Source organism: Chloroherpetonaceae bacterium, from assembly GCA_025056565.1.
GTDB lineage: Bacteria > Bacteroidota > Chlorobiia > Chlorobiales > Thermochlorobacteraceae > Thermochlorobacter.
Window position 1 is genome coordinate 77,682 of record JANWWA010000005.1, and the last position, 21,217, is coordinate 98,898.

The 21,217-nt window shown below is 49.5% G+C and carries 17 protein-coding genes and 1 tRNA gene; 3 read left to right on the forward strand and 15 right to left on the reverse strand.

Translation table 11 applies throughout. From position 1 onward, the window contains the following. Positions 1-10: 10 nt before the first annotated feature. From NZM05_05585 to NZM05_05625, 9 genes are all read right to left on the reverse strand, one after another. Positions 11-964: a hypothetical protein gene (locus NZM05_05585; protein ID MCS7013087.1), complete on the reverse strand. Its 954-nt coding sequence runs from the start codon at positions 962-964 to the stop codon at positions 11-13. A 42-nt stretch (positions 965-1,006) separates the two neighbouring features. Next, complete coding sequence (locus tag NZM05_05590) at positions 1,007-1,819, reverse strand: dihydroorotate dehydrogenase electron transfer subunit (GenBank protein ID MCS7013088.1); 813 nt, start codon at positions 1,817-1,819, stop codon at positions 1,007-1,009. A gap of 1 nt (position 1,820) precedes the next feature. After that, complete coding sequence (locus tag NZM05_05595; protein MCS7013089.1) at positions 1,821-3,980, reverse strand: tetratricopeptide repeat protein; 2,160 nt, start codon at positions 3,978-3,980, stop codon at positions 1,821-1,823. A 309-nt stretch (positions 3,981-4,289) separates the two neighbouring features. Further along, positions 4,290-4,375: transfer RNA gene (locus NZM05_05600), tRNA-Ser, on the reverse strand. A gap of 315 nt (positions 4,376-4,690) precedes the next feature. Further along, positions 4,691-5,668 (reverse strand): threonine/serine dehydratase, encoded by a 978-nt coding sequence (locus NZM05_05605; protein ID MCS7013090.1) that lies wholly within the window; start codon positions 5,666-5,668, stop codon positions 4,691-4,693. A gap of 69 nt (positions 5,669-5,737) precedes the next feature. Then, positions 5,738-7,816, reverse strand: a complete 2,079-nt coding sequence (locus tag NZM05_05610; protein ID MCS7013091.1) for a ferrous iron transporter B — start codon at positions 7,814-7,816, stop codon at positions 5,738-5,740. Positions 7,817-7,835: 19 nt separating this feature from the next. Further along, positions 7,836-8,063: a ferrous iron transport protein A gene (locus NZM05_05615; GenBank protein MCS7013092.1), complete on the reverse strand. Its 228-nt coding sequence runs from the start codon at positions 8,061-8,063 to the stop codon at positions 7,836-7,838. An 83-nt stretch (positions 8,064-8,146) separates the two neighbouring features. Continuing rightward, entirely contained in the window at positions 8,147-10,033 is a 1,887-nt protein-coding gene (locus NZM05_05620) for a glycoside hydrolase family 3 protein (protein MCS7013093.1), read from the reverse strand. Between the two features lie 166 nt (positions 10,034-10,199). After that, complete coding sequence (locus NZM05_05625) at positions 10,200-10,697, reverse strand: YajQ family cyclic di-GMP-binding protein (GenBank protein MCS7013094.1); 498 nt, start codon at positions 10,695-10,697, stop codon at positions 10,200-10,202. Between the two features lie 257 nt (positions 10,698-10,954). On the opposite strand from NZM05_05625, the gene NZM05_05630 reads away from it, so the two are divergent. From NZM05_05630 to NZM05_05640, 3 genes are read left to right on the forward strand one after another with little or no spacing between them, the layout of a single operon-like run. After that, complete coding sequence (locus NZM05_05630; GenBank protein MCS7013095.1) at positions 10,955-13,558, forward strand: sodium:solute symporter family protein; 2,604 nt, start codon at positions 10,955-10,957, stop codon at positions 13,556-13,558. Between the two features lie 17 nt (positions 13,559-13,575). Continuing rightward, complete coding sequence (galE, locus tag NZM05_05635; GenBank protein ID MCS7013096.1) at positions 13,576-14,571, forward strand: UDP-glucose 4-epimerase GalE; 996 nt, start codon at positions 13,576-13,578, stop codon at positions 14,569-14,571. Positions 14,572-14,604: 33 nt separating this feature from the next. Then, a complete protein-coding gene (locus NZM05_05640) occupies positions 14,605-15,048 on the forward strand; it encodes a M67 family metallopeptidase (GenBank protein MCS7013097.1) in 444 nt (147 codons plus the stop codon). A gap of 158 nt (positions 15,049-15,206) precedes the next feature. Here the strand turns inward: NZM05_05640 and NZM05_05645 are convergent, their stop codons facing one another. The 6 genes from NZM05_05645 to NZM05_05670 all read right to left on the reverse strand — a co-directional run bounded on the left by NZM05_05645 (position 15,207) and on the right by NZM05_05670 (position 21,077). After that, the gene (locus NZM05_05645) at positions 15,207-15,704 is read right to left on the reverse strand and encodes a hypothetical protein (protein ID MCS7013098.1); all 498 of its coding nucleotides are present in this window, start codon (positions 15,702-15,704) and stop codon (positions 15,207-15,209) included. 142 nt (positions 15,705-15,846) lie between these two features. Further along, the gene (locus NZM05_05650) at positions 15,847-16,854 is read right to left on the reverse strand and encodes an ABC transporter six-transmembrane domain-containing protein (GenBank protein ID MCS7013099.1); all 1,008 of its coding nucleotides are present in this window, start codon (positions 16,852-16,854) and stop codon (positions 15,847-15,849) included. A 155-nt stretch (positions 16,855-17,009) separates the two neighbouring features. Beyond that, on the reverse strand, positions 17,010-18,311 hold the full coding sequence (gene clpX / locus NZM05_05655; protein MCS7013100.1) for an ATP-dependent Clp protease ATP-binding subunit ClpX: 1,302 nt from the start codon (positions 18,309-18,311) through the stop codon (positions 17,010-17,012). 29 nt (positions 18,312-18,340) lie between these two features. After that, a complete protein-coding gene (locus NZM05_05660; GenBank protein MCS7013101.1) occupies positions 18,341-18,772 on the reverse strand; it encodes a hypothetical protein in 432 nt (143 codons plus the stop codon). Positions 18,773-18,818: 46 nt separating this feature from the next. Further along, entirely contained in the window at positions 18,819-19,478 is a 660-nt protein-coding gene (locus NZM05_05665) for a DUF3299 domain-containing protein (GenBank protein ID MCS7013102.1), read from the reverse strand. A 15-nt stretch (positions 19,479-19,493) separates the two neighbouring features. Next, a complete protein-coding gene (locus tag NZM05_05670) occupies positions 19,494-21,077 on the reverse strand; it encodes an ABC transporter permease (GenBank protein ID MCS7013103.1) in 1,584 nt (527 codons plus the stop codon). Between the last annotated feature and the right edge of the window lie 140 nt (positions 21,078-21,217).

The following is a 21,217-nucleotide window of genomic DNA, read 5'->3' on the forward strand; positions in this document are numbered from 1 at the left end:
GCAGTCAGCTTCAAAACGAGAAGCGCACGGTGGTCTGCGGAATAAGCTCGCCTGTGAGAGGGTTGGTTGAAAAGTCCAAACCAGCTTTGAAGCGGCGATTGTATTCGCTCGTGGCAAGCACTGCATCAACCACGCTGAGCAGATGATTGAGAATGATGAAGTAAGAGACCACTGTAGCACGGTTCAAAATGTCGTTGAATTCTTGGCGACGAATGCCATAGTTTAGGAAGTGTTGGCTGGCGGGAGGAAAGGCATTGCTCAGCTGGCGCACATCAAAGTCGTCCCAGCCGATTGCATACTCGCTATATTTGCCGATGAGTTCGTAGTATTGTTGCGTGCCGAAAGGCGAGAGCGTGTGTGAGAAGGTTGCCCCATTTGCAAAAACGGCTTGCCGCTCAAAGGCATTGAGAAAACGAAAGTCTTTGTTGCGAATTTCATTGAGTCGTGCTGTGCTGCCAAGCTCAAGTGCCAGATTACGCAGTGTCGCATTAGGGTGATTGCGGAAAATTTGTGAAAGGCGGTCGGCGTAGCGCACTGCACTCCAGCGGGAAAGACCGTCGTTCAACTCAGAAGGGGCATCAGCAAAGTTTTTGTAATCAATTGCAGCACGATTGCCTTGGTCAAGAAATCGGATGTGCAGCGCCCAAAGCACCGCTTCCAGCACTAAAAAGAGTCCAGCCCGCACATAGCTTTCTGCATAAAACTCACCAGCGCCGGGCAATGCAGCTGAGAACACAGCAGCAAGCACAGGCGAGCGCGGTCTTGCATCACGGTCTTGATATGCCTCAAACAACGGCGAAGGAAAGTGCCCTAAGGTCGGAGGGCGTAGGGTCTGCTCAAATCGGTGCTCAGCCTGAAGCAAAGCACAAAGCTGCAGTTCATCTATGAGCTTGACATGCCAACGTGCCTGTGCAAAAAGTGCGCTACTAAAGCTAAGCACGCAAAGAGTAAGGACAATTTTCATGTTCTTTTGACGCTATTTTCGCTGCTTTTTTGTGAGAACCACCTACTCTTCATCAAATACAATTTCTTTGGCATCTACTACACTTCCGTATCGGCAGAGAAGTTTTTGATGCACTTTACCACTACTGTCACGCACACGAATCGGGCAGCCGTAGCAGATGCCAATGCCGCATCCCATCGTCGATTCAATAGAGACTTCACAAGGAATGCCGTGTGAGTTGCAAAGTTTGCACAGCGCACTTAGCATTCGATTCGGACCACACCCAAACACACGCAACCGCTTGCCTTGAAAGGTAGGCAAGACCTGCTCAAACAAAGCAACCACTGTGCCTTTGTAGCCCAGTGAGCCGTCGTCCGTTGCGACTTGCACATTAGAAAGATAACGCGTAACAATGTCTTCAGCAGTGCGCGCACCGACAAAGTTATAGACTTCTTTTTGACGTGCCTCCAAAGCAGCTTGCAGCAGTGCCATCGGAGCAACACCAATTCCACCAGAGACTAAAAGGGCAAGATCGAAATCATCTTTGTCGTAGCCAAACGCATTGCCAAGCGGTGCAAGCGTTTGTAGAGTCTCACCTTCGCGGGCATCATAGAGCTGCTGTGTGCCAATGCCAACAACTTTGACCATAATTTCTACAATGTCGCCTTCAATGCGGTGCACACTAAATGGACGGCGCAGAAGGGGCACCAGTGAATCACTGGTTTTGATTTCAAGAAATTGACCTGCCTTGAGCACTGAGGCCAAGTACGGTGCATGCAAGCCCAGAATGTTAAGGCTGGGTGTCAGGTGCAAATTTCGCACGACGGGTAAGCGCTCATCGCGCACCAAAGTGTGAGCAGTGATTGTGTCAAACATCTTACTTCCCATTTGATGGTTCTTGCAAAATGCCCTTGCTTGAATCGGCGGCAGGCTGAAAAAGGTTTCTCCGTCTCAATTGTGTCTGCATATCCTCTTCGGATTTCTGCTTTGCCAGATTAGATAGAGAGTCGGGTGGCGTAGTCAATTTTTGCGTACCAAGTTTAGCTGCTCGAGCTTCTTCGACAAAAGCAAGTTTGTCTTTGACCGCGCGTGCCTCCTCTGAGTCTGGGTATTTTTTGACCAGTTGTGAATAAGCCTCAATCGCTGAATCAGGTAGGGCTAAGCCTTTTTCAAAAATAAAACCCCGTAGCAATAGAGCTTTGGGACGCAGCGCAGACTGTGGAAAGAAAACAAGAAGGCTGTCAAGAGTCTTCAAGGCAGTATGCGCGTGGTGGTGCTCGAATTGCTCGAGCGCAAGTGTGTAGAGGGCTTCGTCGTCTTCGTTGAGGTCGGTAGGAATAGGCAGTCCGAAGTGCTCACGGATACGCTTGGCATATTTGCTTTTGGGGTAGCGATCTAAAATAAGGCGGTAAATAGAGTCCTGCAGACGGGACTTTCTTTCTAAGCGATAGATTTCTGCAAGGGCATAAAGCAAAGGCGGTTTTTGAGCCTGTAAGTTTTTTTGCAAAGAGTCAGGAAAGGTGTGAAGGCTATCATCAATCATTTTCAGGGTAGCCTGATACCAGCGCGAGGCAGAATCAGGAATCAGCAGTGAAAGCTGGTAGAAGTTAGCAATTTCAGCGGCACGCAGAATGCGGTCGTATCGGTAGCGTGTGTAAGTTGCGCTATCTTGGGCACGCACGAAACTGACTTTCTGGCGCTTCGGCGCAGTGCGTGATTCAGCAGAGTCGCTAAAACTATCAATGCCGCCCAATTCGAGATATACGCTGCGGCGGTAATCGCGGCGGGTGCGAGGCTGAGTGCGTGAGGGGGCATTGAGACTAAGCATTGGCTTTCGTTCTGGCTTGGTCGCTGCGCTGCCAATACCTAACTGAATGACACTATCGAGCGCCTCGACAGTTTCGTAGAGCCGCAAAATTTTTTCCATCTGTTTAGCCGATTCGTCAATGAGTTTGCCTAACTCCCCTTGATTGAACTCAACTTTCGCGCTGTCATAGAAAGCAAGGGCAGCGGAAAAATCGCGTGAGATGTCGCGCTTGATGTGTCCCAAGCGAAGATAGCTGCGAGCCGCAAATTCCGTGCGTTTGTGCCGACGGATGATTTCAACGTAGAGGTCTAAGGCACGACCTAATCGGTCTTGCAGCTCGTAGCATTGAGCAAGTTCGTAGCGCACTTCGGGGAATTTGTCAAGGTATTTGTCATCGGCAAGAATGCGTTGAAAAGCGCGAATGGCATGGTCGTAATCACCTTGCTCACGGAGGTCAAGGGCATAGCTCAGCATCGCCGCATATTGCAGCTCAAAGTCCGGGTCAAGTGAGAGCACCATCTGGTAGTATCGAGCGGCAGACTTGAAGTCGCCCAGTCGGTCATAGATGCGTGCGAGCACAAAGGCTGCACGAGCCTTCTGTTCAATATCCACAGCCAGTGGCAAGCCTTGCTCAATTTGTTTGATGGCTTCTTGGTAATCTTCACGGCGAATCGCCAATTCTGCCAGAGCAAAGTGGGCATCAGAGCGAACGGCATTGGTAGTTTTGGGCGAGGCAATCACAGACCCCAAAACTTCACGTGCTTTTTCAGTTTCCTCTTGCTGAGCAAGACAGCGTCCATACCAAAAAGTAGCGGCATCTAAGACATCGCTGTCAGTATAGTTGGTCAGCACTTCTTTAAACTTGCGTTCTGCAGGCTGAAATTCTCGCTGGTAGTAGTAAGCGCGTCCCATCAACAGCAGTGCATTATCTGCGATAGAGCTATTAGGATGTGCTTTGAGCACGAGGGCGGTTTTTTCAATTACACGGTCAAAAAACTGTTTCCCTTGCGCCGCGTTTTCAAGTGAGACGAAGATTTGCAAGCGAGCGTTTCGGTCGTAGCTCACTGAACCCTTCATGGCTTTCAGACCTTTCTCATACTCGACAGTGGCATTGTAGTAAGCGTTGAAGAAAGCGGTAAATTCGTGGTAAAGGTTTGCAATCGTGCTCTGGTCGTCAGGACTGCACGCAGAAAGAAGGGAGCAGATAAGCAGCAACGCACTCTTTCTCAAAATATCGTGTCGTGTATCTTTCACGCAGTCTGGAAATTGAGTGTTCAGAGCAATGCAAAATCGGATTTTTTCCAAAACCGTGAAAGGACACGGCCGAAACCAATGCGTGGGAAGGTAGCGCGCACAAATCACGCACGAACTCGACGTAAGTGTGTGGTATCAGGTAATAATCAGGCGATGGTCCAAAGGTCTGGCAAAAGCTTAGTTCGGGCTGCACGGCTTTTACGGAGGAGAAAAACTGCGCTTTTGAGCGATTTTCGCAGTTTTTGAGTGAGGTGGCGTGTCAGCGGAGTATTGGGGGATTTTAGGTGGCGGAGGAAGAGGGACTCGAACCCCCACAGGCTTGCGCCCGGCAGTTTTCAAGACTGCTGCCATACCAATTAGGCGATTCCTCCAACTTTTTAGGGTTGCAAATATACGCCAGTCATAATTTTCACGCAACCTGATGCAGAACAAACCTACGGTGTCTGCGCACGAGACACGCTAATCTGCACCGCAGGCTTGGAAGCAGCTTCACCATGGCAAGCACTGCTCTGAAAGCAACCCGTGCACAATTCCGCCAAAGAAAGTTTCGTGGCGCAACGCGGACACTTGGTAATAAAGGGATTCGTAACCTGAAACCCACAAGTCGGACACCGACGCGATAGCTGCTCAGGCAGCATAGACCCCGACGCATGAACTGAACACGATGACATAGTAGGAATTGTGTGTTATGCCACTTTCATCTTTTCAGCTTCATACCACTCCACCACACGTTCCAATGCCACATTTGCTCCACACATAATCGCCACAATGGTCTCGCCTTTCTGTACAGGAATTTTCTTCGTTAGCAGCGCAGCAATGCAGCACGATGCGGCAGGCTCGACCAGCAGTTTCTCTTCTTGCAACAGCTCTAAAAGTGATTGAATTGCCTCCTCATCTGAGACCACCACAAGGTCTTCAACATAGTTGGTGATAATCTCGAACTGTCGCTGTCCAGTCTTGCGCGCGCCTAAACTTTCTGCAACCGATGTAATTGCCGGCAGTTCCACAATCCGACCTGCGGCACGGCTAAGATACAGCCGGTTAGCACCTTCCGTTTCCACACCATAAACTTTTGTATGCGGAGAGAAGTGTCTAACGGCAGAAATAATGCCCGAAATTAGGCCGCCGCCACCAATGGAGACCACAATTGCGTCAATTTTGGGTAGTTGCGTGATAAGTTCCAACACAATAGTGCCTTGCCCTGCCATGACGTGCAAGTGGTCGAAAGCAGGGATGTAGGCTTTGCCCTCTTGCTCAGCGACCGACATAGCCAACGCATTGGCTTCATCCCACGACTCACCATGCAGGATAATTTGGGCGCCCAATCGCTCAATGCGCTCGAGCTTAACCTTGGGGGTTTTCTCAGGCAAATAAATCGTGGCAGAAATGCCTAATTTGTTGGCAGCCAGTGCCACTGCCATGCCGTGATTGCCCGCTGAGGCAGAAATGACGCCTCTCTGACGCTGCGACTCACTTAAAGCCAAAATCGCATTGGTTGCACCGCGCACTTTGAAAGAATTAGTGGGTTGCAAGGTCTCCAACTTCAAAAAAAGCTGAGCCCCTAGCTTTGAAGTAAAATAGCGCGATGGAATGACAGGCGTTGGCAAAAGGTATGGTTTGAGTCGGGCGGCGGCAGCCTCAATTTCCGATTTCTCAATGAGCATAGTTAATTGGATTGGTTTGAGCCGTGAATCTAACACATTGACAAGGGAATGCCAACGCTCCCGCTCAGTTCAAAGCACCCTTGCAACCACGCCGCCGATTGAAAAAGCTAGTCCCCAACTACCAAACCAAATCGTCATTGCTTCACGGAGACCGCGCTCTTTGAGCAGAACCATCAGGCTCGCAATGCACGGCACAAAGAGTGTAATGACCGTGAGCGAGACAACAATCTGCTTTGGCGTCATCGCCAGTTCATAAAGTCCTGCAGCACCAAAATCCCGACGCACCATACCCATTACAAATGCGCGCGCAGCTTCAGCAGGAAGCCCTAACCAATTGGTCGTGATGGGCTCAAAAAGGCTCACCCACGCTTCCAGCAAGCCTGTTACTTGCATTGTCGAGACCAAAAGCGCCCCAATAAAAAACCACGGCGAAGCTTCTTTCATAAAGCTCAGTGTCTTAATCCAAGTTTTCTTCGCTATGTTTTCAATGCGTGGTAGGCGCATCGGCGGCAAATCAATAAGCAGCGCAGACGATTTGCCGGGCAAAATTTTATCAATTGCCGTGCCAATACCAACAAGATTGGCTAAGATGATGAAGAAGAAAATAAGTGTGTACTCGCCGCCTGCTTTGGTAAGAAGAGCCGTAATGACTGCCAGTTGCGCAGAGCAGGGAATAGCAAAGTTGAGAATGGAAGCAGCAATAGTTTTTTCACGCGAGGTATTAAGTAGGCGCGTGGTAATGGTAGCCATTGTAACGCAACCAAAACCCAAAATAATCGGGATAACGGCACGACCGTTTAGCCCCATGGCAGTAAAGAGCCGGTCTACCATTGTGGCAAGTCGTGGCAAATACCCACAGTCTTCCAAAACGGCAAGAAAAAGGTAAAAGCCAATGATAAGCGGCAAAAGCAGGAAAAGTAGATATGTAACGGTCATAGTGATAGCGCCAAACTCACCTGCTAAAATCACCACGATTTTGCCCCAAAGCGTCTCGGTTGAAAAATCGAAGCGTTGCATCACGTCTTTTCCCTCCGTAAAGGTTTGCAAGGCTGTTAGCAGTGCAGGGTCTTGATAAGTGCCCTTTGGAAAATCAAAGACCTGCATCTCAACGGTCTTGTCTTCTCCGGACTCATCTTTTTGCAGCACTTCAACCGTGATGCGCACAGGTGTAATAAGTGCAAAAAGGTGCTTGACCGCTGGCTCCCAGCGCTTATTGCCAAGCTCCACTTCCAAATGTCCCACTACACGCTGCGCAACCAGCACTCCCACCACTTGATAAATCAACCACAGAGCCAAGAGCAAAAAAGGAATACCTGTAACGGGGTTGATGGTCCACTGTCCAAGTTTTTCGCTGAGCTTTGCGCTCCACTTTGCGTCAGACGTTTGGCGATAGACTTTGGTCAGAATTTGATTGACACGATTACGTCGAGCTACATAGATTTCTTCACGCTGGTTAATTGGGGCAAGGCTATGCCGCTCGGCAATGACTTCATCGCCCTCAAGAATCATCAAGGCATCGGCGGCAGGATTGTCAGTAGGTTTAAGCTGCGGCACAATGCGCTGAATGTGTTGCTGCAGGGCAGTGTCAGAGTGTCCAACTCGAGCGTGCGGGAGCGCAGCCTCTAACTGCTCAAACCCCTTTTTCCGAATCGCCACAACAGGCACAACAGGCACACCAAGCAACGCTTCCAATTCAGCAACGTCAATCTCTAAGCCTGCTTGCTCCAGAGCGTCCATCATATTGAGCGCAACGACCAGCTTGAAGCGCATATCAATCAGTTGCAGCGTGAGAAATAAATCGCGCTCGAGGTTAGTCGCATCAACGACATTCAGCACCACATCAGCCGCCAGCACTGTGTCGCGCGCCACGCGCTCTTCATCATTAAAGGAGCTGACGCCGTAGATACCCGGCGTATCAAACACATCGTAATGCTTGTAGCGTCCGTGTGCAATCTCGACCGTTGTGCCCGGATAGTTGGAGACATCGACATATAGACCACTGAAGTGATTAAAGAACACCGATTTCCCCACATTCGGATTGCCTACCAGCACCAGACGAGGGCGTTGCGTGAGTGGCGGTTGGGCGTGCTGGGGCATCTCGGCGGAGACCAGCGATGCCGCAGGTAGTTCAAGTGTCAGTTTCTCCATTGGTTGAAATGTTAAGTTCCTACTGAGCAAGCAACTCTACCCAGATTTTGTCGGCAATCTCTCTACCAAGCGCCACTTCCTGACGCTGATGCTTGATGACAATTGGGCCAGCTGGCAAACGCTCAAAACACTTAGCCGTGCTGCCCTCGCCAAGTCCGAAGCGCAAAAGCTGCGTGCGAATTTGCCTGTCGTCAATGCGCACGACTTTGAAAGTGTCGCCTTTCCTGACTTCTCTGAGTAGAATCACAAGTGTTTATTTAGATTGAATCTAAATGAATGCTCACAAAGAACAAAACGATTTTTTAACACCTGCTGCAGGTCGCATGGCAACTACGGCTGGTTTGGGACAAGGGTGCTGTCGGAAGGCACTGCCGTAAAACTCGTCAGTCCCGCACCGAAAGGAAAGAGGTGAGGAATGGTAACAGGTAGTTTGCCTTTTGGCTCAATTTGTCCAGTAATAACCTTTACAGCGGCAATTTCTGAGACTTTCGCAGGACAGTATGCGCAGAGATAGACTGGCACATCTGGCACATCGACCACTGTGTAGGGCGTACCAAATGAGACCAAAATGAGTGGAATGTGCTTTTCCCGGCAGAGCTTAACAAGTGATTGCAAAAATTTAGTTTGGTCTCTATCCAGTCCAAACTTGCCTTCCCATGCCCGTGTATCGGCATATGAAGAGACAATTACAGCACCGGACTTTTCTGCAGCCTTGAGCGCAAATTTGAAATTTAGTTCATTGCTTTTGGGCAGCAGTTGCACGCGCAGCGTGTTCTGGTAATACTTTTGCAATTCGTCAAAGAAGCCTTTGCCGATGCTAAAGTTTTCAACGGTTTGGAGCGAGATATTCAGAACCCGTTTTTTCGGGTCATTGAGGCGGAGTGGCAAGATGCCACTGTCGTTGCGTAAGAGGGTAATAGAGCAGTCAGCCACCTCCTGCGCCAGCCATTGATGCTCACGAATGCCAACTTTGGTTTCAATGTCGTCAAGGCTGACGAAGCGTGAGCGGTTTAAGCCTAGCCACGCTTTCAGTGCCAGAATTTTGCGCACGGAGGCATTGATGCGCTCAACGCTAATGCGGTTTTCTTGCACAGCGCTGAAAATAGCAGCTTGCGCAGCCTTGATGTCAGGCGACATCAAAATCATATCGTTACCTGCCAACACTGCACGCACAGCCGCTTCGCCGACCTCAAAGTGTTTCCGGACGCCTTGCATACTCATGGCGTCGGTAACGATTAAGCCCTTGAAACCAAGTTCTTCCCGCAAAATTTTGGTGGTAATCTCAGGCGAAAGCGTAGCAGGAATTTTGTGAGACTGACTGATTTTAGGGAGCGCTAAGTGCCCAACCATCACACTGCCAACCCCTTGCTGAACAGCCCACTTGAAGGGTTTGAGTTCCACTGCGTCAAGCCGTGTACGCTCAAAAGGTAAAACAGGCAAATCTTTGTGGCTATCAATGTCGGTGTCTCCGTGTCCGGGAAAGTGCTTCGCCGTGGCAATCAACCCACCAGCTTGCGTGCCTTTGATAAAAGCAGCAGCCATTTGGTTGGTCAATGTCACATTTTCACTAAACGCACGCGTGTTAATGACAGGGTTACTCGGATTGTTGTTAAGGTCGACTGAGGGCGCGTAGTTTTGATGAATGCCCAAAGCACGGGCTTCTTTGGCAATAGCTTGCGCAACTCTGAAAGCATATTCGGGCTTGCGTGTGGCAGCAATAGCCATATTGTAGGGAAACTCTGTGGCGCGGTCAATGCGCATTGAAAGTCCCCATTCCATATCAGCGCTGATAAGAAGGGGCACTTTTGCAAGCCGCTGCAAGCGATTAGCCAGCATCGCCGCTTCGTACACATCGCCTTTGGAAAACATCACGCCACCGACTTTGCCAGTGCGCACCAGTTCAGCAATCGCTTCAAAGTCGGGGTTATCCGCACTCATATAAAGCGTGTATGTGAATGCACTAAACATCTGCCCAATTTTTTCCTCGAGCGAAAGCGTGCTAAGAAGCGAGTCAGCCCAAGCAGAGGGTGTGGTAAAAACTTCTTCGAGACTTGCCGCCACAATATGCTCAGTGGGCAAAGCGCGGTCTTTGCGTGCAACCAAAAGCTCTTTGGAGAGTGCTGTTTCGGAAAAAGGTTGGGCGTAGCCAAGTGCACTGAGATTCAGCACAATCGCTGTAAGCCACCCTGCCAGTGGGGAAAACACTTTGCCTAACATAGCCAATCGAAGTTCATAATACGATTCGTGAGTAAGCTACTGCGATATGTGCGCCTCGTCGGGCTGCGTAAAGCAGCACTGTACATGCTTATACCAAAGTCAGCCCAAATAGGTTTAAAGGTTTTGTTGAAATGACTCAATTGAATCTACCTTGCACCGATAAAACTTAGCGATAGTTTTCAAATTGCAAGGGTACTTCGAAGTCAAGCGACAAAAGATGCTTCTGCACGGCTTGCAGGTCATCAATTTGCTTGCCGCTAACACGAATGGCGTCACCTTGCACCTGCGTTTGCACTTTGAGCTTGAGGTCTTTGATGGCAGCCGTAATTTTTTTGGAAACCTCTTTGCTAAGACCTTGCTTGAGCTTAACCTTCTGGCGTACGCTATTGTGCGAAGCCGGCTCGAGCTTGCCATACTCGAGTGCTTTAATTGAAATGCCACGCTTAATCAGTTTGGATTGCAGCACATCAATCACAGATTTTAGTGTAAATTCGCTGGCAGATTGCAGGGTTAGTTCCATCTCCTTGGGGTTGAAGAGAATTTCTGAGTTTGTATCCTTGAGGTCGTAGCGCTGTTGAATTTCTTTTCTTGCTTGATTAAGGGCATTGTCAAGTTCCTGCATTGGAATTTTCGAGACAATGTCAAAGGAATGCTCCGTTGCCATTGTGCGTTACTGGTTTCCAGTTTTCGGTGAAAGAGTGTTGAGAATATAAGTTTGCACTTTTTGCAAAAAAAGCAGCGTGACAGAGCCGAGCGAACCATACTCCCAAGTGTTGTGGTATCCTTTTGCTGTGCGGGCAGCAGAGGGGGGTGTCACTCTGATGCAAGTCAGAGTTGGAGCAAAGACTTTCACCCACCATGCACAAAGTTTTAGCCAATTTTACCGCGCTTCGCTAACCCTTTCCACTGCAAACGGTAGAGATGAACGCCATTCAGCTTAGCATTTTAGGCTATGTCTTGCTTCAGCTGGCAATTGGATTCTTGCTCTCCCGACGCATTCACACTGAGTCGGATTACCTATTGGCAGGCCGGCGGCTGGGCTTTGGCATTGCAACACTCACGCTATTTGCCACGTGGTTTGGCGCGGAGGCATGCTTAGGAGCGGCTGGGGCAATTTATCAAGAAGGGTTTTCAGGAAGCATCTCTGACCCGTTTGGCTATGCATTATGCTTACTCTTTATGGGACTGTTTTTCGCCGTGCCGCTCTGGACGCGCAATTTTGTAACGCTGGCAGATTTTTTTCGAGTGCGCTACTCGCCTGTTGTGGAGCGCCTAGCAGCCGTGCTGATAATTCCCTCATCGCTAGTTTGGGCATCGTCGCAAATGCGCGCCTTTGGGCAAGTGATTGCGTCGTTCTCACCACTAAGTCCTGAACAGGCTATCACGCTGTCTGCTGTGGTCGTGGTGATTTACACCATATCAGGTGGATTGTGGGCTGATGCTGTCACGGACGTCATTCAAGGTATAATGCTGGTGGTGGGGCTAATCTGCTTGCTGGTAGCCGTGCTGTCGCACACAACCCCTGAGCATTATACGGTGGCACTGACAGCAGAGCGACTAGACTTTTTCCGCAACGGTTCGCTATTACAAACACTGGAAGCGTGGCTCATCCCAATTTGTGGCTCAATGCTCTCGCAAGAGCTGGTGGCGCGTGCCTTAGCGGCAAGATCACCACAAGTTGCAAAACGCTCTGCGCTGGTGGCCAGTGGACTGTATTTCCTGATTGGCTCTATTCCTGCATTCATTGGTCTTGTGGGCATTGCGCTGTTCCCAAATCTCTCTGACCCAGAGTCGCTCTTGCCAGTTGCAGCAAAAGCCTATCTGCCGCCATGGCTCTATGTAATATTTATCGGTGCGCTGTTTTCGGCAATTCTCTCAACGGTCGATAGCGCACTGTTGGCAACGAGTGCGCTCTTCTCGCACAATCTCATCATTCCGTTGTTCCCAAAAATGAGCGAGGAAAGCAAAGTGCGCACCAATCGCTTAGGCGTCGCACTCTTTGGTGCAATTGCCTACTCGGTGGCGCTATACGCAGGCAGTGTGCATGAATTGGTGATACTGGCTTCTGCGATAAGCGGCGCAGGCATTTTTACCGTTGTGGTAATCGGGTTATTTACGCCCTTTGGCAAAGTGCGAAGCGCAGTGGCCACATTGATTGCTGGGTCGCTCGTCTGGGCGCTAGCGACGTTTGTCCTTCACCTTGATTTTGCATACACGTTGGCACTTGTTGTATCTTTCCTAACCTATTTTCTATTTGCACTCTTTGAGACGCCAAGACTCTTTTTACCAAAAAACTTGCTTAGGCATATTCGCTCGCATCGAGAACGATTCATCATACCGACTATGGAACACGCCATTCGCAAGGAGTTCAACCAAAAGTTCCGACGAGAAGTCTATGAAGCCTTCATTGCAGACATCAGTCGATACAATAAAGGTGCAATGGATTTTCGCCTGTGTGAGACACCACTGTTTCTCTCGGAGGCAATGACGACTGACTTGATGAAAGCCGCTCACACTATTGTTGATGAATTGCTCGAGCCGTCGTTGATGAAGAAATTAGACCAAGCCGTGCCCAAGCATCTCTATGTGCCGAATGAAGATGCGCACCCTACATTTTTGCAACTGGACTTTGCGATTGCAGAAATGCCCGATGGCACACTGGCACCGCGTCTCATTGAGCTGCAAGGTTTCCCCACGCTCTATGCCTTTCAGTGGTTGCTGGATAAGAAGATTCGCCAGTTTTTTGACATTCCTGATTCGCTAACGCCGTATTTTAGCGGCTACTCATCGGAGTCGTATCTTCAGCGATTTAGAGAACTGCTGCTAGGCAATTCTGCACCTGAAAACGTCGTGCTCTTGGAGGTGCAGCCCGAGACGCAAAAGACACGCATTGACTTTTACTGCACCGAAGAGCTAACAGGCATTAAGACCATTTGCCTCACCGAAGTCATCAAGCGCCAAAATAGGCTTTACTACAAGCAAAACGGCAAAGAAATCCCAATTGAGCGCATCTACAACCGTGTGGTGTTCGATGAACTCTACAAAAAGCAAATTGAGTTTGGCTTTCGCTTTCAGGACGAGCTGGATGTGGTCTGGCTCAATCACCCGAATTGGTTTATGAAAATCTCAAAATATTGCCTACCGCTGTTCAAAAGCCAATATGTGCCGAAGGCATATTTGCTCTCCGACCTTGAGCGCTACCCAACTGATTTAGAGAATTATGTCTTAAAACCGCTGTTTTCTTTCTCTGGCACAGGCGTTGAGATTGATGTAACACCCGAAATGCTCGACCGCATTGCCGACCGACAAAATTATCTGCTGCAAGAAAAGGTAAAATATGCGCCGCTGGTCGATACCCCCGAAGGAGGCACAAAAGCAGAAGTGCGAATGATGTTCTTCTGGGGCAATAGTGAAAAACCCGAACTGGTCAATAACCTTGTGCGAATGAGTCGAGGCAAAATGTTAGGAGCATCTTACAATAAAAATGCCGAGTGGATTGGCGCAAGTTTAGCATATCACCCGTAATTCCAAGCATCTCTGAAATGAAGGTTCTGGTAACTGGTGGGGCGGGCTACATTGGCTCGCACGGCGTGCGTCAGCTGCAGCGCGCAGGCTATCAAACGCTGGTTGTCGATAACCTCATCTATGGGCATCGCGACTTTCTGGAAAAAAGTGAGCACATGATTGGAGATTTGCAAGACCAAGCATTTGTTGGGAGCATTTTTGCAAAACACACTATTTCAGCGGTGATGCATTTTGCAGCATTTGCATATGTAGGTGAATCGGTGCAAGAGCCTGCAAAGTATTACCGCAACAATTTGGTAGCCACACTGAATTTGCTCGATGCAATGCGTGCTTACGGCGTAAAGTATTTTATTTTCTCCTCTACCTGCGCAACCTACGGTGAGCCGAAGCAAGTCCCCATTCCAGAGACGCACCCGCAGCAGCCAATCAATCCATATGGGCGCTCCAAATTAATGATTGAGCAGATTTTGCGTGACTACGACCATGCCTACGGCATTAAGTCCGTGTCGCTTCGCTATTTCAACGCGGCTGGAGCAGACCCTGAGGGCGACATTGGCGAAGACCATACGCCCGAGACACATTTGATTCCACTGCTGCTTGATGTCGCAATGGGACGACGTCCATTCATTACAATTTATGGTGACGATTATCCCACGCCAGATGGCACTTGCATACGCGATTATATCCACGTAACTGACCTTGCTCAGGCCCATGTCTTGGGCTTGAAGTATCTGGAAGCAGGGGGCAGAAGCGACGCCTTTAACTTGGGCAATGGACAGGGCTTCTCCGTAAGGGAAGTGCACCAGATGGCGGAGAGAGTAACTGGCAAAGCCATCAAAGCCATCGTGGGCAAGCGGCGGCCGGGTGACCCAGCAAAACTGGTGGGCAGCGCCGAAAAAGCCCAACGCACCTTAGGCTGGCAGCCCAGATTTGCAGACCTTGAAACCATCATTCGCACCGCTTGGCAGTGGCATCAGGTGCGCTTTGCAGAAAAGCCCGTGTTGCAGGCCTAATCGCTTATTGAGAACGCTCTTCAAAAGAAAACGATGCTGATTTCGCTGCGCAAATTGGAGCTTATTAAGCGCTATGCACGTGAAGCCTATCCATTTGAATGCTGTGGGCTGCTGGTGGGCAAAGTAGAGCGCTACTATGATGGAAGCTTTGAAAACGTGGTCTATGAGGTAGCACCGTGCACCAACATTTTTCAAGGCGACCGTCGCACAGGCTTTGAAATTTCCGCCTTCGATATCTATGATGTGGAGCTGACAGCTAAGCGTGTGGGACTTCAAATCGTGGGCACCTATCACTCGCATACGCTCACGCCCGCTGTTCCGTCCGCAACGGATTTTGATTTTCTTCCAGCGGAACATTCTTTGATGATTGTGGCGCTCAAGGGTAAAGTCGTCTATGAAGTGCGTTCATTTAGCCGCACGCGCCAAAGCCTAAGCTTTGACGACATTTTCGAAGAAGCCGTACGCTTGCAATTCTAACGCCGCGCAAACCGCAGTGGCGCTAACTTTTCAAAAATCCCCTCTCCTTTCCAAAGGAGAGAAACAGAGGATAGAAAGTGGGGCAAGCGCAGGCTGGACAATAAAATAGAAAGCAGGGTGGGAAGAGCCCCCTGCTGCTATTGGCTTTCCAAGCCAAACTACTTTTCATAAAGGTAAAGCCCCAAACCGAATTTTGCAGCGGCTCGGCGGAAGCACATTGACTCGGCATTGCTGCTGGGGTCGCCATACCCAAAGTCATGCAGGCTTTCCGTGCCTGTAGCTTCCCGATAGAAGACCCCATCAGCAGCGGGGATAGTAAGGCGACCTACGAGAAAGATGCGGTCGGTGGATAGCGCCATCGTTTTAATTTCCCAAGTCCAGCCCGGTGCATATTTATCCAAAATTTTATTCACTGTGTGCCAATCAATGTAAGTGATAAGCACGTTATCCTGTTTGCGTGTTTTCAAAAGAGAGGCAGGTAACTCTCGCTTCAGCGCTGCTTGAATTTCCGCCAGTGTCCAATCGCCGGGCTTTGTGGGGGCTTCCTTGCGTGGTGCATCTTCATGGACGGTCTGGGCGGCAAGAGGCGCAGGATGCCCATTTCGGGGCGTCTCGCGAGTAGTTGCCGATTTCAAGTCTTTTGCAATCGCTCCCATAGTTGAAGCTCCGTTTCGTTAGAAGTGGAAAAAATGAAATAAAACTTTTCTCTTCACTTTCATATACGCTGAACCGTGCCGTGCAAATCGCAGGTGTTATGGAGGAAAGGCAGGAGCAGAGCAGTGTTGCAGTGAAAAGTGTTCAAGATATTTGTCTTGCCCCAGTGCCCTCTGCACGAGAACTGTGATACAGTCTCTCATCAGAGTTTGAGACTTCTGTAAGCGAAGAAGGAATAGTAGCGTCAGCACTGTGCGTGTGCATGAAGGCTTTCATCTCTTCATCGCTAACTTTCATTCTCATTGAGACTTCACGAATAGATGTCCAGCTTTCAAGCAAATCAGGCAAATACTCAGATGAACTGACAAATGTCCATAAATATGCCACAATTGCGTAGATGTCGCCCGTTGTAAAGTTGTCAAGGTCGATAGAAATGTAGAGAACGACAAGAAACACAGCCAGCAAGACGAAGCGCATCAAGCCAAAATTTAAAGCACCCCAATTTGCGATTTTTTGATGTGCTTTTGCCGTGCTCTGAAAATATGAGCGGATAAAGTCAATGTCCTTGGTCTCAAAGACATCGTAGATGCTTTCGAAGCGGTCGTGCAATTCTTTTTGGTAGAAAAAGACATTTCGGCTGTAAATCCGATTGACAAGCAGGAGCGGTAGTACGATTGCGAAGCAAACCAGCGAAATACGCCAATCAAAAAGGTAAAGTGCAATGACGGCGCCCGCAATTGTGAGCAATTGCTCAATGATTTCAGGCAGGCGATACTGCAAGAAAGTAATATACTCTTTTGAAAGTTGCGCACGTGCTGCAATCTTTGAAGTGTTATGCCCTTGTAGCTTAGAAATGCGGGAGACATCTGCAGCAATTTGCACATACATTTTCCAGAAAATGCGCTGGTCAATGATGCGCCGCAAAACGCCTGCACTTGAGTTGAGAGCATAAACGCTAATCCAAATTACAAGGGGGATGAGGCGCTCATGCCAGTTTAATAGCCCACCTTCTGTGGCGGTGTTGATGAACGCATCAATAACAGAGCCAAAAATGCTGGGCTCGACAATCCAAGCAAGGTTTTCGACAACCACCAGAGTGGTTATAGCAAGAATCCCAAACTTGAATCGCTTTAAGAGATCTCTGATTTGCATAGTTCAGTCTCTTGTTTAAGCTCTACGCATCATGCACAAAGCAGGTTCGAGACAGAAGAAAACAAAGCAGCTCAGGCAGCGTTAGGGAGTACCTGAACTTTAGCCGCAGTGCAACAGGCAGGCAGCAGTGCAGATATAGTGGAGAACACAGCCCTTTAGGCGGGAATCTTGCGTCTGCCCGTCTCGCGACCTTCTTCGTAGAGATAAATTGGCGGTGCTTTCTCTGTAATGCACTCGCGAGTGATAATGCAAGTTTTAAGCCCACGCATTGAGGGCAGTTCGAACATAATGTCAAGCATGACATTCTCCAAGATAGCGCGTAGTGCCCGAGCGCCCGTGCCACGCTTAATGGCTTCATCGACTACCGCATCCAGAGCCGCAGGGTCAAAAATCAGTTCGACATTTTCCATCTCAAAAAGCTTGCGGTACTGCTTGGTAATCGCATTTTTAGGATCGACAAGAATGCTCCGCAGTGCGGTGCGGTCAAGTGGCTCTAAGGTGGTAATAACGGGCAAGCGACCAATGAATTCAGGAATTAAACCGAACTCTAATAGGTCTTCGGGCGTAACTTTGCTAAGAATTTCGGGGCTTTCGCGCTCTGCTTTGGTAACTGGCGTGGCACTAAAGCCCATCGCAGACTTAGACAAGCGTCGTGCAATGATGCGATCTAGCCCCTCAAAGGCGCCGCCACAGATGAAAAGAATGTTCTTGGTATTGACATTGATAAGGTGTTGCTCAGGGTGCTTGCGACCGCCTCGAGGTGGCACGCCAGCAATCGTGCCTTCAAGGATTTTCAGCAGGGCTTGCTGGACACCCTCGCCAGAGACATCGCGCGTGATGGAGACATTAGCGCCTTTGCGAGCAATTTTGTCAATTTCATCAATATAGACAATGCCGCGTTCTGCGCGCTCCAAGTTGAAGTCCGCAGCTTGCAAAAGATGCGCTAAAATGCTCTCGACGTCGTCGCCCACGTAGCCAGCTTCTGTGAGTGTAGTAGCATCCGCAATAGTAAAAGGCACATCAATAATTTTAGCCAGCGTTTGCGCAAGCAAAGTCTTGCCCGTGCCAGTGGGACCGATAAGCAAAATGTTGCTCTTCTCCAGCGTTACGTCACTGTCGTCAAAGAGCCAGTCCTCAGTTTCAATGCGCTTGTAGTGGTTGTAGACGGAGACGGCAAGCACCTTTTTGGCACGTTCCTGACCAACCACGTAACTATCCAGCTCTTGCTTAATGGCAGCAGGAGTGAGCAGCTTAGAGCGACGAGACGCGCGGCGGCGTGCTTGAATCGAGGCTAAATCGTTACGAATAATCTCGACTGAGCTTTGAATGCATCGGTCGCAAATGTACGCCTCCTGTCCTGCAACAAGGCTGGTGACTTCATCGCTCGAGCGACCGCAGAATGAGCAGTGAACCGTCAGGTCGTTGTTCTCGTTGGTTGGTTTATTGCCCCGTGCCATACTTGTCGTTCTCCCAGAGATAAATAATGCTACGGCGCCACCTTAGCAGCTGTAGCAGAAAAGATAACCTTGCTGCCTGCGCGATCAAGGGTGTGCCGCAGCCCGATGAGTGCATTTGCACCGTGCTGAGCAGCCTGTGCCTTGAGGTGCAGCAGAGCGTAAAACTTCTTGTAGCCTACATTTTCCGAACTGTCAGGTGATGCGGGAACTTCATAGCGCAGCTCGGAAATGACGGTTGCACCTGCAGGCAAGCTATCCAGAATTCTAATCCCAGCCACACCGAAGCCGCGGCTAAGTTGCTGCGCCGTGTTAGGGGCAAGCAATGCGCTCCCTTGATGACGGGCGCAGGTGCAATAAAAAAGCCCTTGAAGCGCAGAAGTCTGTGTGGATTCAGGTAATGGCATCGGCATCAGTGACACTTGTGCATCAAGCTGCTCTGCCATCATCAGAATCACCGACATACCTGAAAAAAATCGCCAAATCCGCACAGGTTATGCTTCCTTTCAGTTAATTGCGTCCGGGCAAAGGCGTACCGCTCTGGTGCTGTATCACGTCTTTATCGTTTGGTGCGGGCACAACAGAGGTTGCCTCAATTTGATACAAACTGACTACAAAACCATCGATTTTCGTTTCCTGAATGTCAAATTTGCCTGTCACGCGAATGGGAGTATAGACATACTCGGTCTTTTTGCCTTTTGCCATTTTCACCATCACAGTTTCGTTAGGCTCAGGCGGAATTGAATAACAGCAACCAAAAAAGGGAATCTGAACCAGCATAAATTCCGTAACATCCAGCGCTTCGCTCATCGGAATCATATAGCCTGCAATGCTGACTTCTTTGCCCTGCAAGGCTTTGAGCTTTTCAGGAATTGGATAGCGGTCGCGTTTGCTGTAGCGATACTCACGAAGGTCGTTGAATGTCAGACGCACGCCATCAGGCAAGGGTAGAGAGGCAGGTTCAGTAGGCTCTGCAGAAGCATCAGAAGCCGGCTGCGCCATTAGTGCAACCGTATGTGCCGTGCGGGCGCGGTAATCTGCTCGCAGGGCATTTAGAGCATTCTGGAAAGCAATCGCTCTATCGGAGTAAGCTGTAACCATTGCGTTTGTAAGCAGCATGCCGATGCCGATAAGGAAAACTTGCCAGATGCGATTGATACGCTGCTTCATCTTCACAAGAAAGGGTTAGCTAATTGGATTGAGATTTTTCGCTACATCGGTTCGATACGCATTAGCGGCAGGAAGGATTCCGACCAGCGCACCGACTCCTGTAACGACTAAAATTAGAGCGATTTCCCCTGAATTAAAAATCGGAGCAGAAATTTCTACACCTGTGCGTGCCAAGACAAACGGGCGAAGCCCGAGCAGCAAAACTTTGCTGAGCACGATACCGACCAATGCACCAAGCAGAGATACCGTAGCAGCTTCGAGCGTAATCATGGCAAAAATTCGAGCACGGTGTGCGCCTAAGGCTCGCATAATTGCAATGTCGCGCCGCCGCTCACTAAGCGAGTTGTATATCGCCACCATCACGCCAATGAGTGCGACAGCAATCACCAGAGCCGTGATGAACAAAAACGCCCAATTGATATTGCCAACAATGTCAAAGAGGTTTTTGATTTCACGTGTGGGAATGGCAGCTTGTGCCAAAGGCTCGCTGTTGATGATCTTGTAGAGCTGAAGAGCAAATATCGGTGCTTTGGTTTTGAGAATCACTGCTGTAACATCGCCTTCGGTTGGAATCTGATGCGCATGCGAATGCTCAATGTGGTTGCCGCCTGCTTGGTGAGAGGCTTCCTCCGACAGTTGGGGCTCAGCCGTTGGGTGGGTCTTGTCGCTCTTGCGAGGCTCATGTTCATCGTGTTTCACGAGTGCTGTCTCATCGCTGTGGCGAGACAGTGAGCTGGAGGCTTTGTCAGCAGGCTGCTTTTCAGATGGCGGGGTTTGAAATTCAGAAGTTGCTTTCTTTTCGTGCTGATGCGGGTATGATTCAGCCGTAGGCTTTGTGTGCGCTGGATGAGCATCAGAGGGAGAGGCAGACAGTGCGGCTTCAGTTTGCGCATCTTTGCGAATGCGAGCCATTTCATCGTTTCTGACTTCCAAATCCTTTTCTTCTTCTACCTCGTGGATAGCCCAGACTGTCGGAAGCGAGATGTAAATCGCTTTGTCACAAGTCGTGTAGGTAGGCTTTAAGATGCCCACAACGGTCATCGGGTCGTGCTCATGCTTGATAGCCATTTCTGCAGCCACATCTTGCAAGCCATGTGTGGCGATAAACTTATCACCAATTTTGAGCTGAAGCTGACGGGCGACATCGCTGCCCAAAACCGCTGCAAAAGGCTCACTATCTTTGAACGCTCGACCTTCAGCCAGCTCGAAAGTTTGATTGGGTTTGTAGGTGAATTTGGTAAAAATCTCCTCTGTCGTGCCAATAATGCGGTAGCCCTTGTAGTTGTCGCCAAGCCCGAATGGAATCGCCCAACTGACCATTGGATGGTTGCGGTATTTCTGGTAGACCGAGTAAGGAATATTGCCGACAGGGTCGCCAAGCTGATAGACCGTGTTCAGCACAAGTTGCAGCGCACTGCCTTTTGCACCCAAAATCATTTCATAGCCTACGCTGGATTGATTAAAACTCTCCTCAACTTGGCGCTTGAGTTCAAGCGTGGCGCTAATCAGAGCAACCCCCAACGCAATAGAGAGGCCCGTCAGCGTAACCGATAACGCACGCTGGGTGATGCTTCGGAAAACAAGTGAAAAGGTGTTCATAGCTAATCGTGTAGCTTTAACGGCTCACACGTTGCAAAAAGTTACAGTGAAATCGGCAAAGAATCTAATGATGTAGTGATGTCAAAGGGCGAAGCGAATGCTGGTTTCTCAGAGGAAATAGGAAAAACCTAAACGGACAA

What these genes read in the sequence shown, in the direction of transcription:
- NZM05_05585 (MCS7013087.1), bottom strand. Translation starts at nt 964, where the DNA reads ATGAAAATTGTCCTTACTCTTTGCGTGCTTAGCTTTAGTAGCGCACTT.
- NZM05_05590 (MCS7013088.1), bottom strand. Translation starts at nt 1,819, where the DNA reads ATGTTTGACACAATCACTGCTCACACTTTGGTGCGCGATGAGCGCTTA.
- NZM05_05605 (MCS7013090.1), bottom strand. Translation starts at nt 5,668, where the DNA reads ATGCTCATTGAGAAATCGGAAATTGAGGCTGCCGCCGCCCGACTCAAA.
- NZM05_05610 (MCS7013091.1), bottom strand. Translation starts at nt 7,816, where the DNA reads ATGGAGAAACTGACACTTGAACTACCTGCGGCATCGCTGGTCTCCGCC.
- NZM05_05620 (MCS7013093.1), bottom strand. Translation starts at nt 10,033, where the DNA reads ATGTTAGGCAAAGTGTTTTCCCCACTGGCAGGGTGGCTTACAGCGATT.
- NZM05_05625 (MCS7013094.1), bottom strand. Translation starts at nt 10,697, where the DNA reads ATGGCAACGGAGCATTCCTTTGACATTGTCTCGAAAATTCCAATGCAG.
- NZM05_05630 (MCS7013095.1), top strand. Translation starts at nt 10,955, where the DNA reads ATGAACGCCATTCAGCTTAGCATTTTAGGCTATGTCTTGCTTCAGCTG.
- galE (MCS7013096.1), top strand. Translation starts at nt 13,576, where the DNA reads ATGAAGGTTCTGGTAACTGGTGGGGCGGGCTACATTGGCTCGCACGGC.
- NZM05_05640 (MCS7013097.1), top strand. Translation starts at nt 14,605, where the DNA reads ATGCTGATTTCGCTGCGCAAATTGGAGCTTATTAAGCGCTATGCACGT.
- NZM05_05645 (MCS7013098.1), bottom strand. Translation starts at nt 15,704, where the DNA reads ATGGGAGCGATTGCAAAAGACTTGAAATCGGCAACTACTCGCGAGACG.
- NZM05_05650 (MCS7013099.1), bottom strand. Translation starts at nt 16,854, where the DNA reads ATGCAAATCAGAGATCTCTTAAAGCGATTCAAGTTTGGGATTCTTGCT.
- clpX (MCS7013100.1), bottom strand. Translation starts at nt 18,311, where the DNA reads ATGGCACGGGGCAATAAACCAACCAACGAGAACAACGACCTGACGGTT.
- NZM05_05660 (MCS7013101.1), bottom strand. Translation starts at nt 18,772, where the DNA reads ATGTCGGTGATTCTGATGATGGCAGAGCAGCTTGATGCACAAGTGTCA.
- NZM05_05665 (MCS7013102.1), bottom strand. Translation starts at nt 19,478, where the DNA reads ATGAAGCAGCGTATCAATCGCATCTGGCAAGTTTTCCTTATCGGCATC.
- NZM05_05670 (MCS7013103.1), bottom strand. Translation starts at nt 21,077, where the DNA reads ATGAACACCTTTTCACTTGTTTTCCGAAGCATCACCCAGCGTGCGTTA.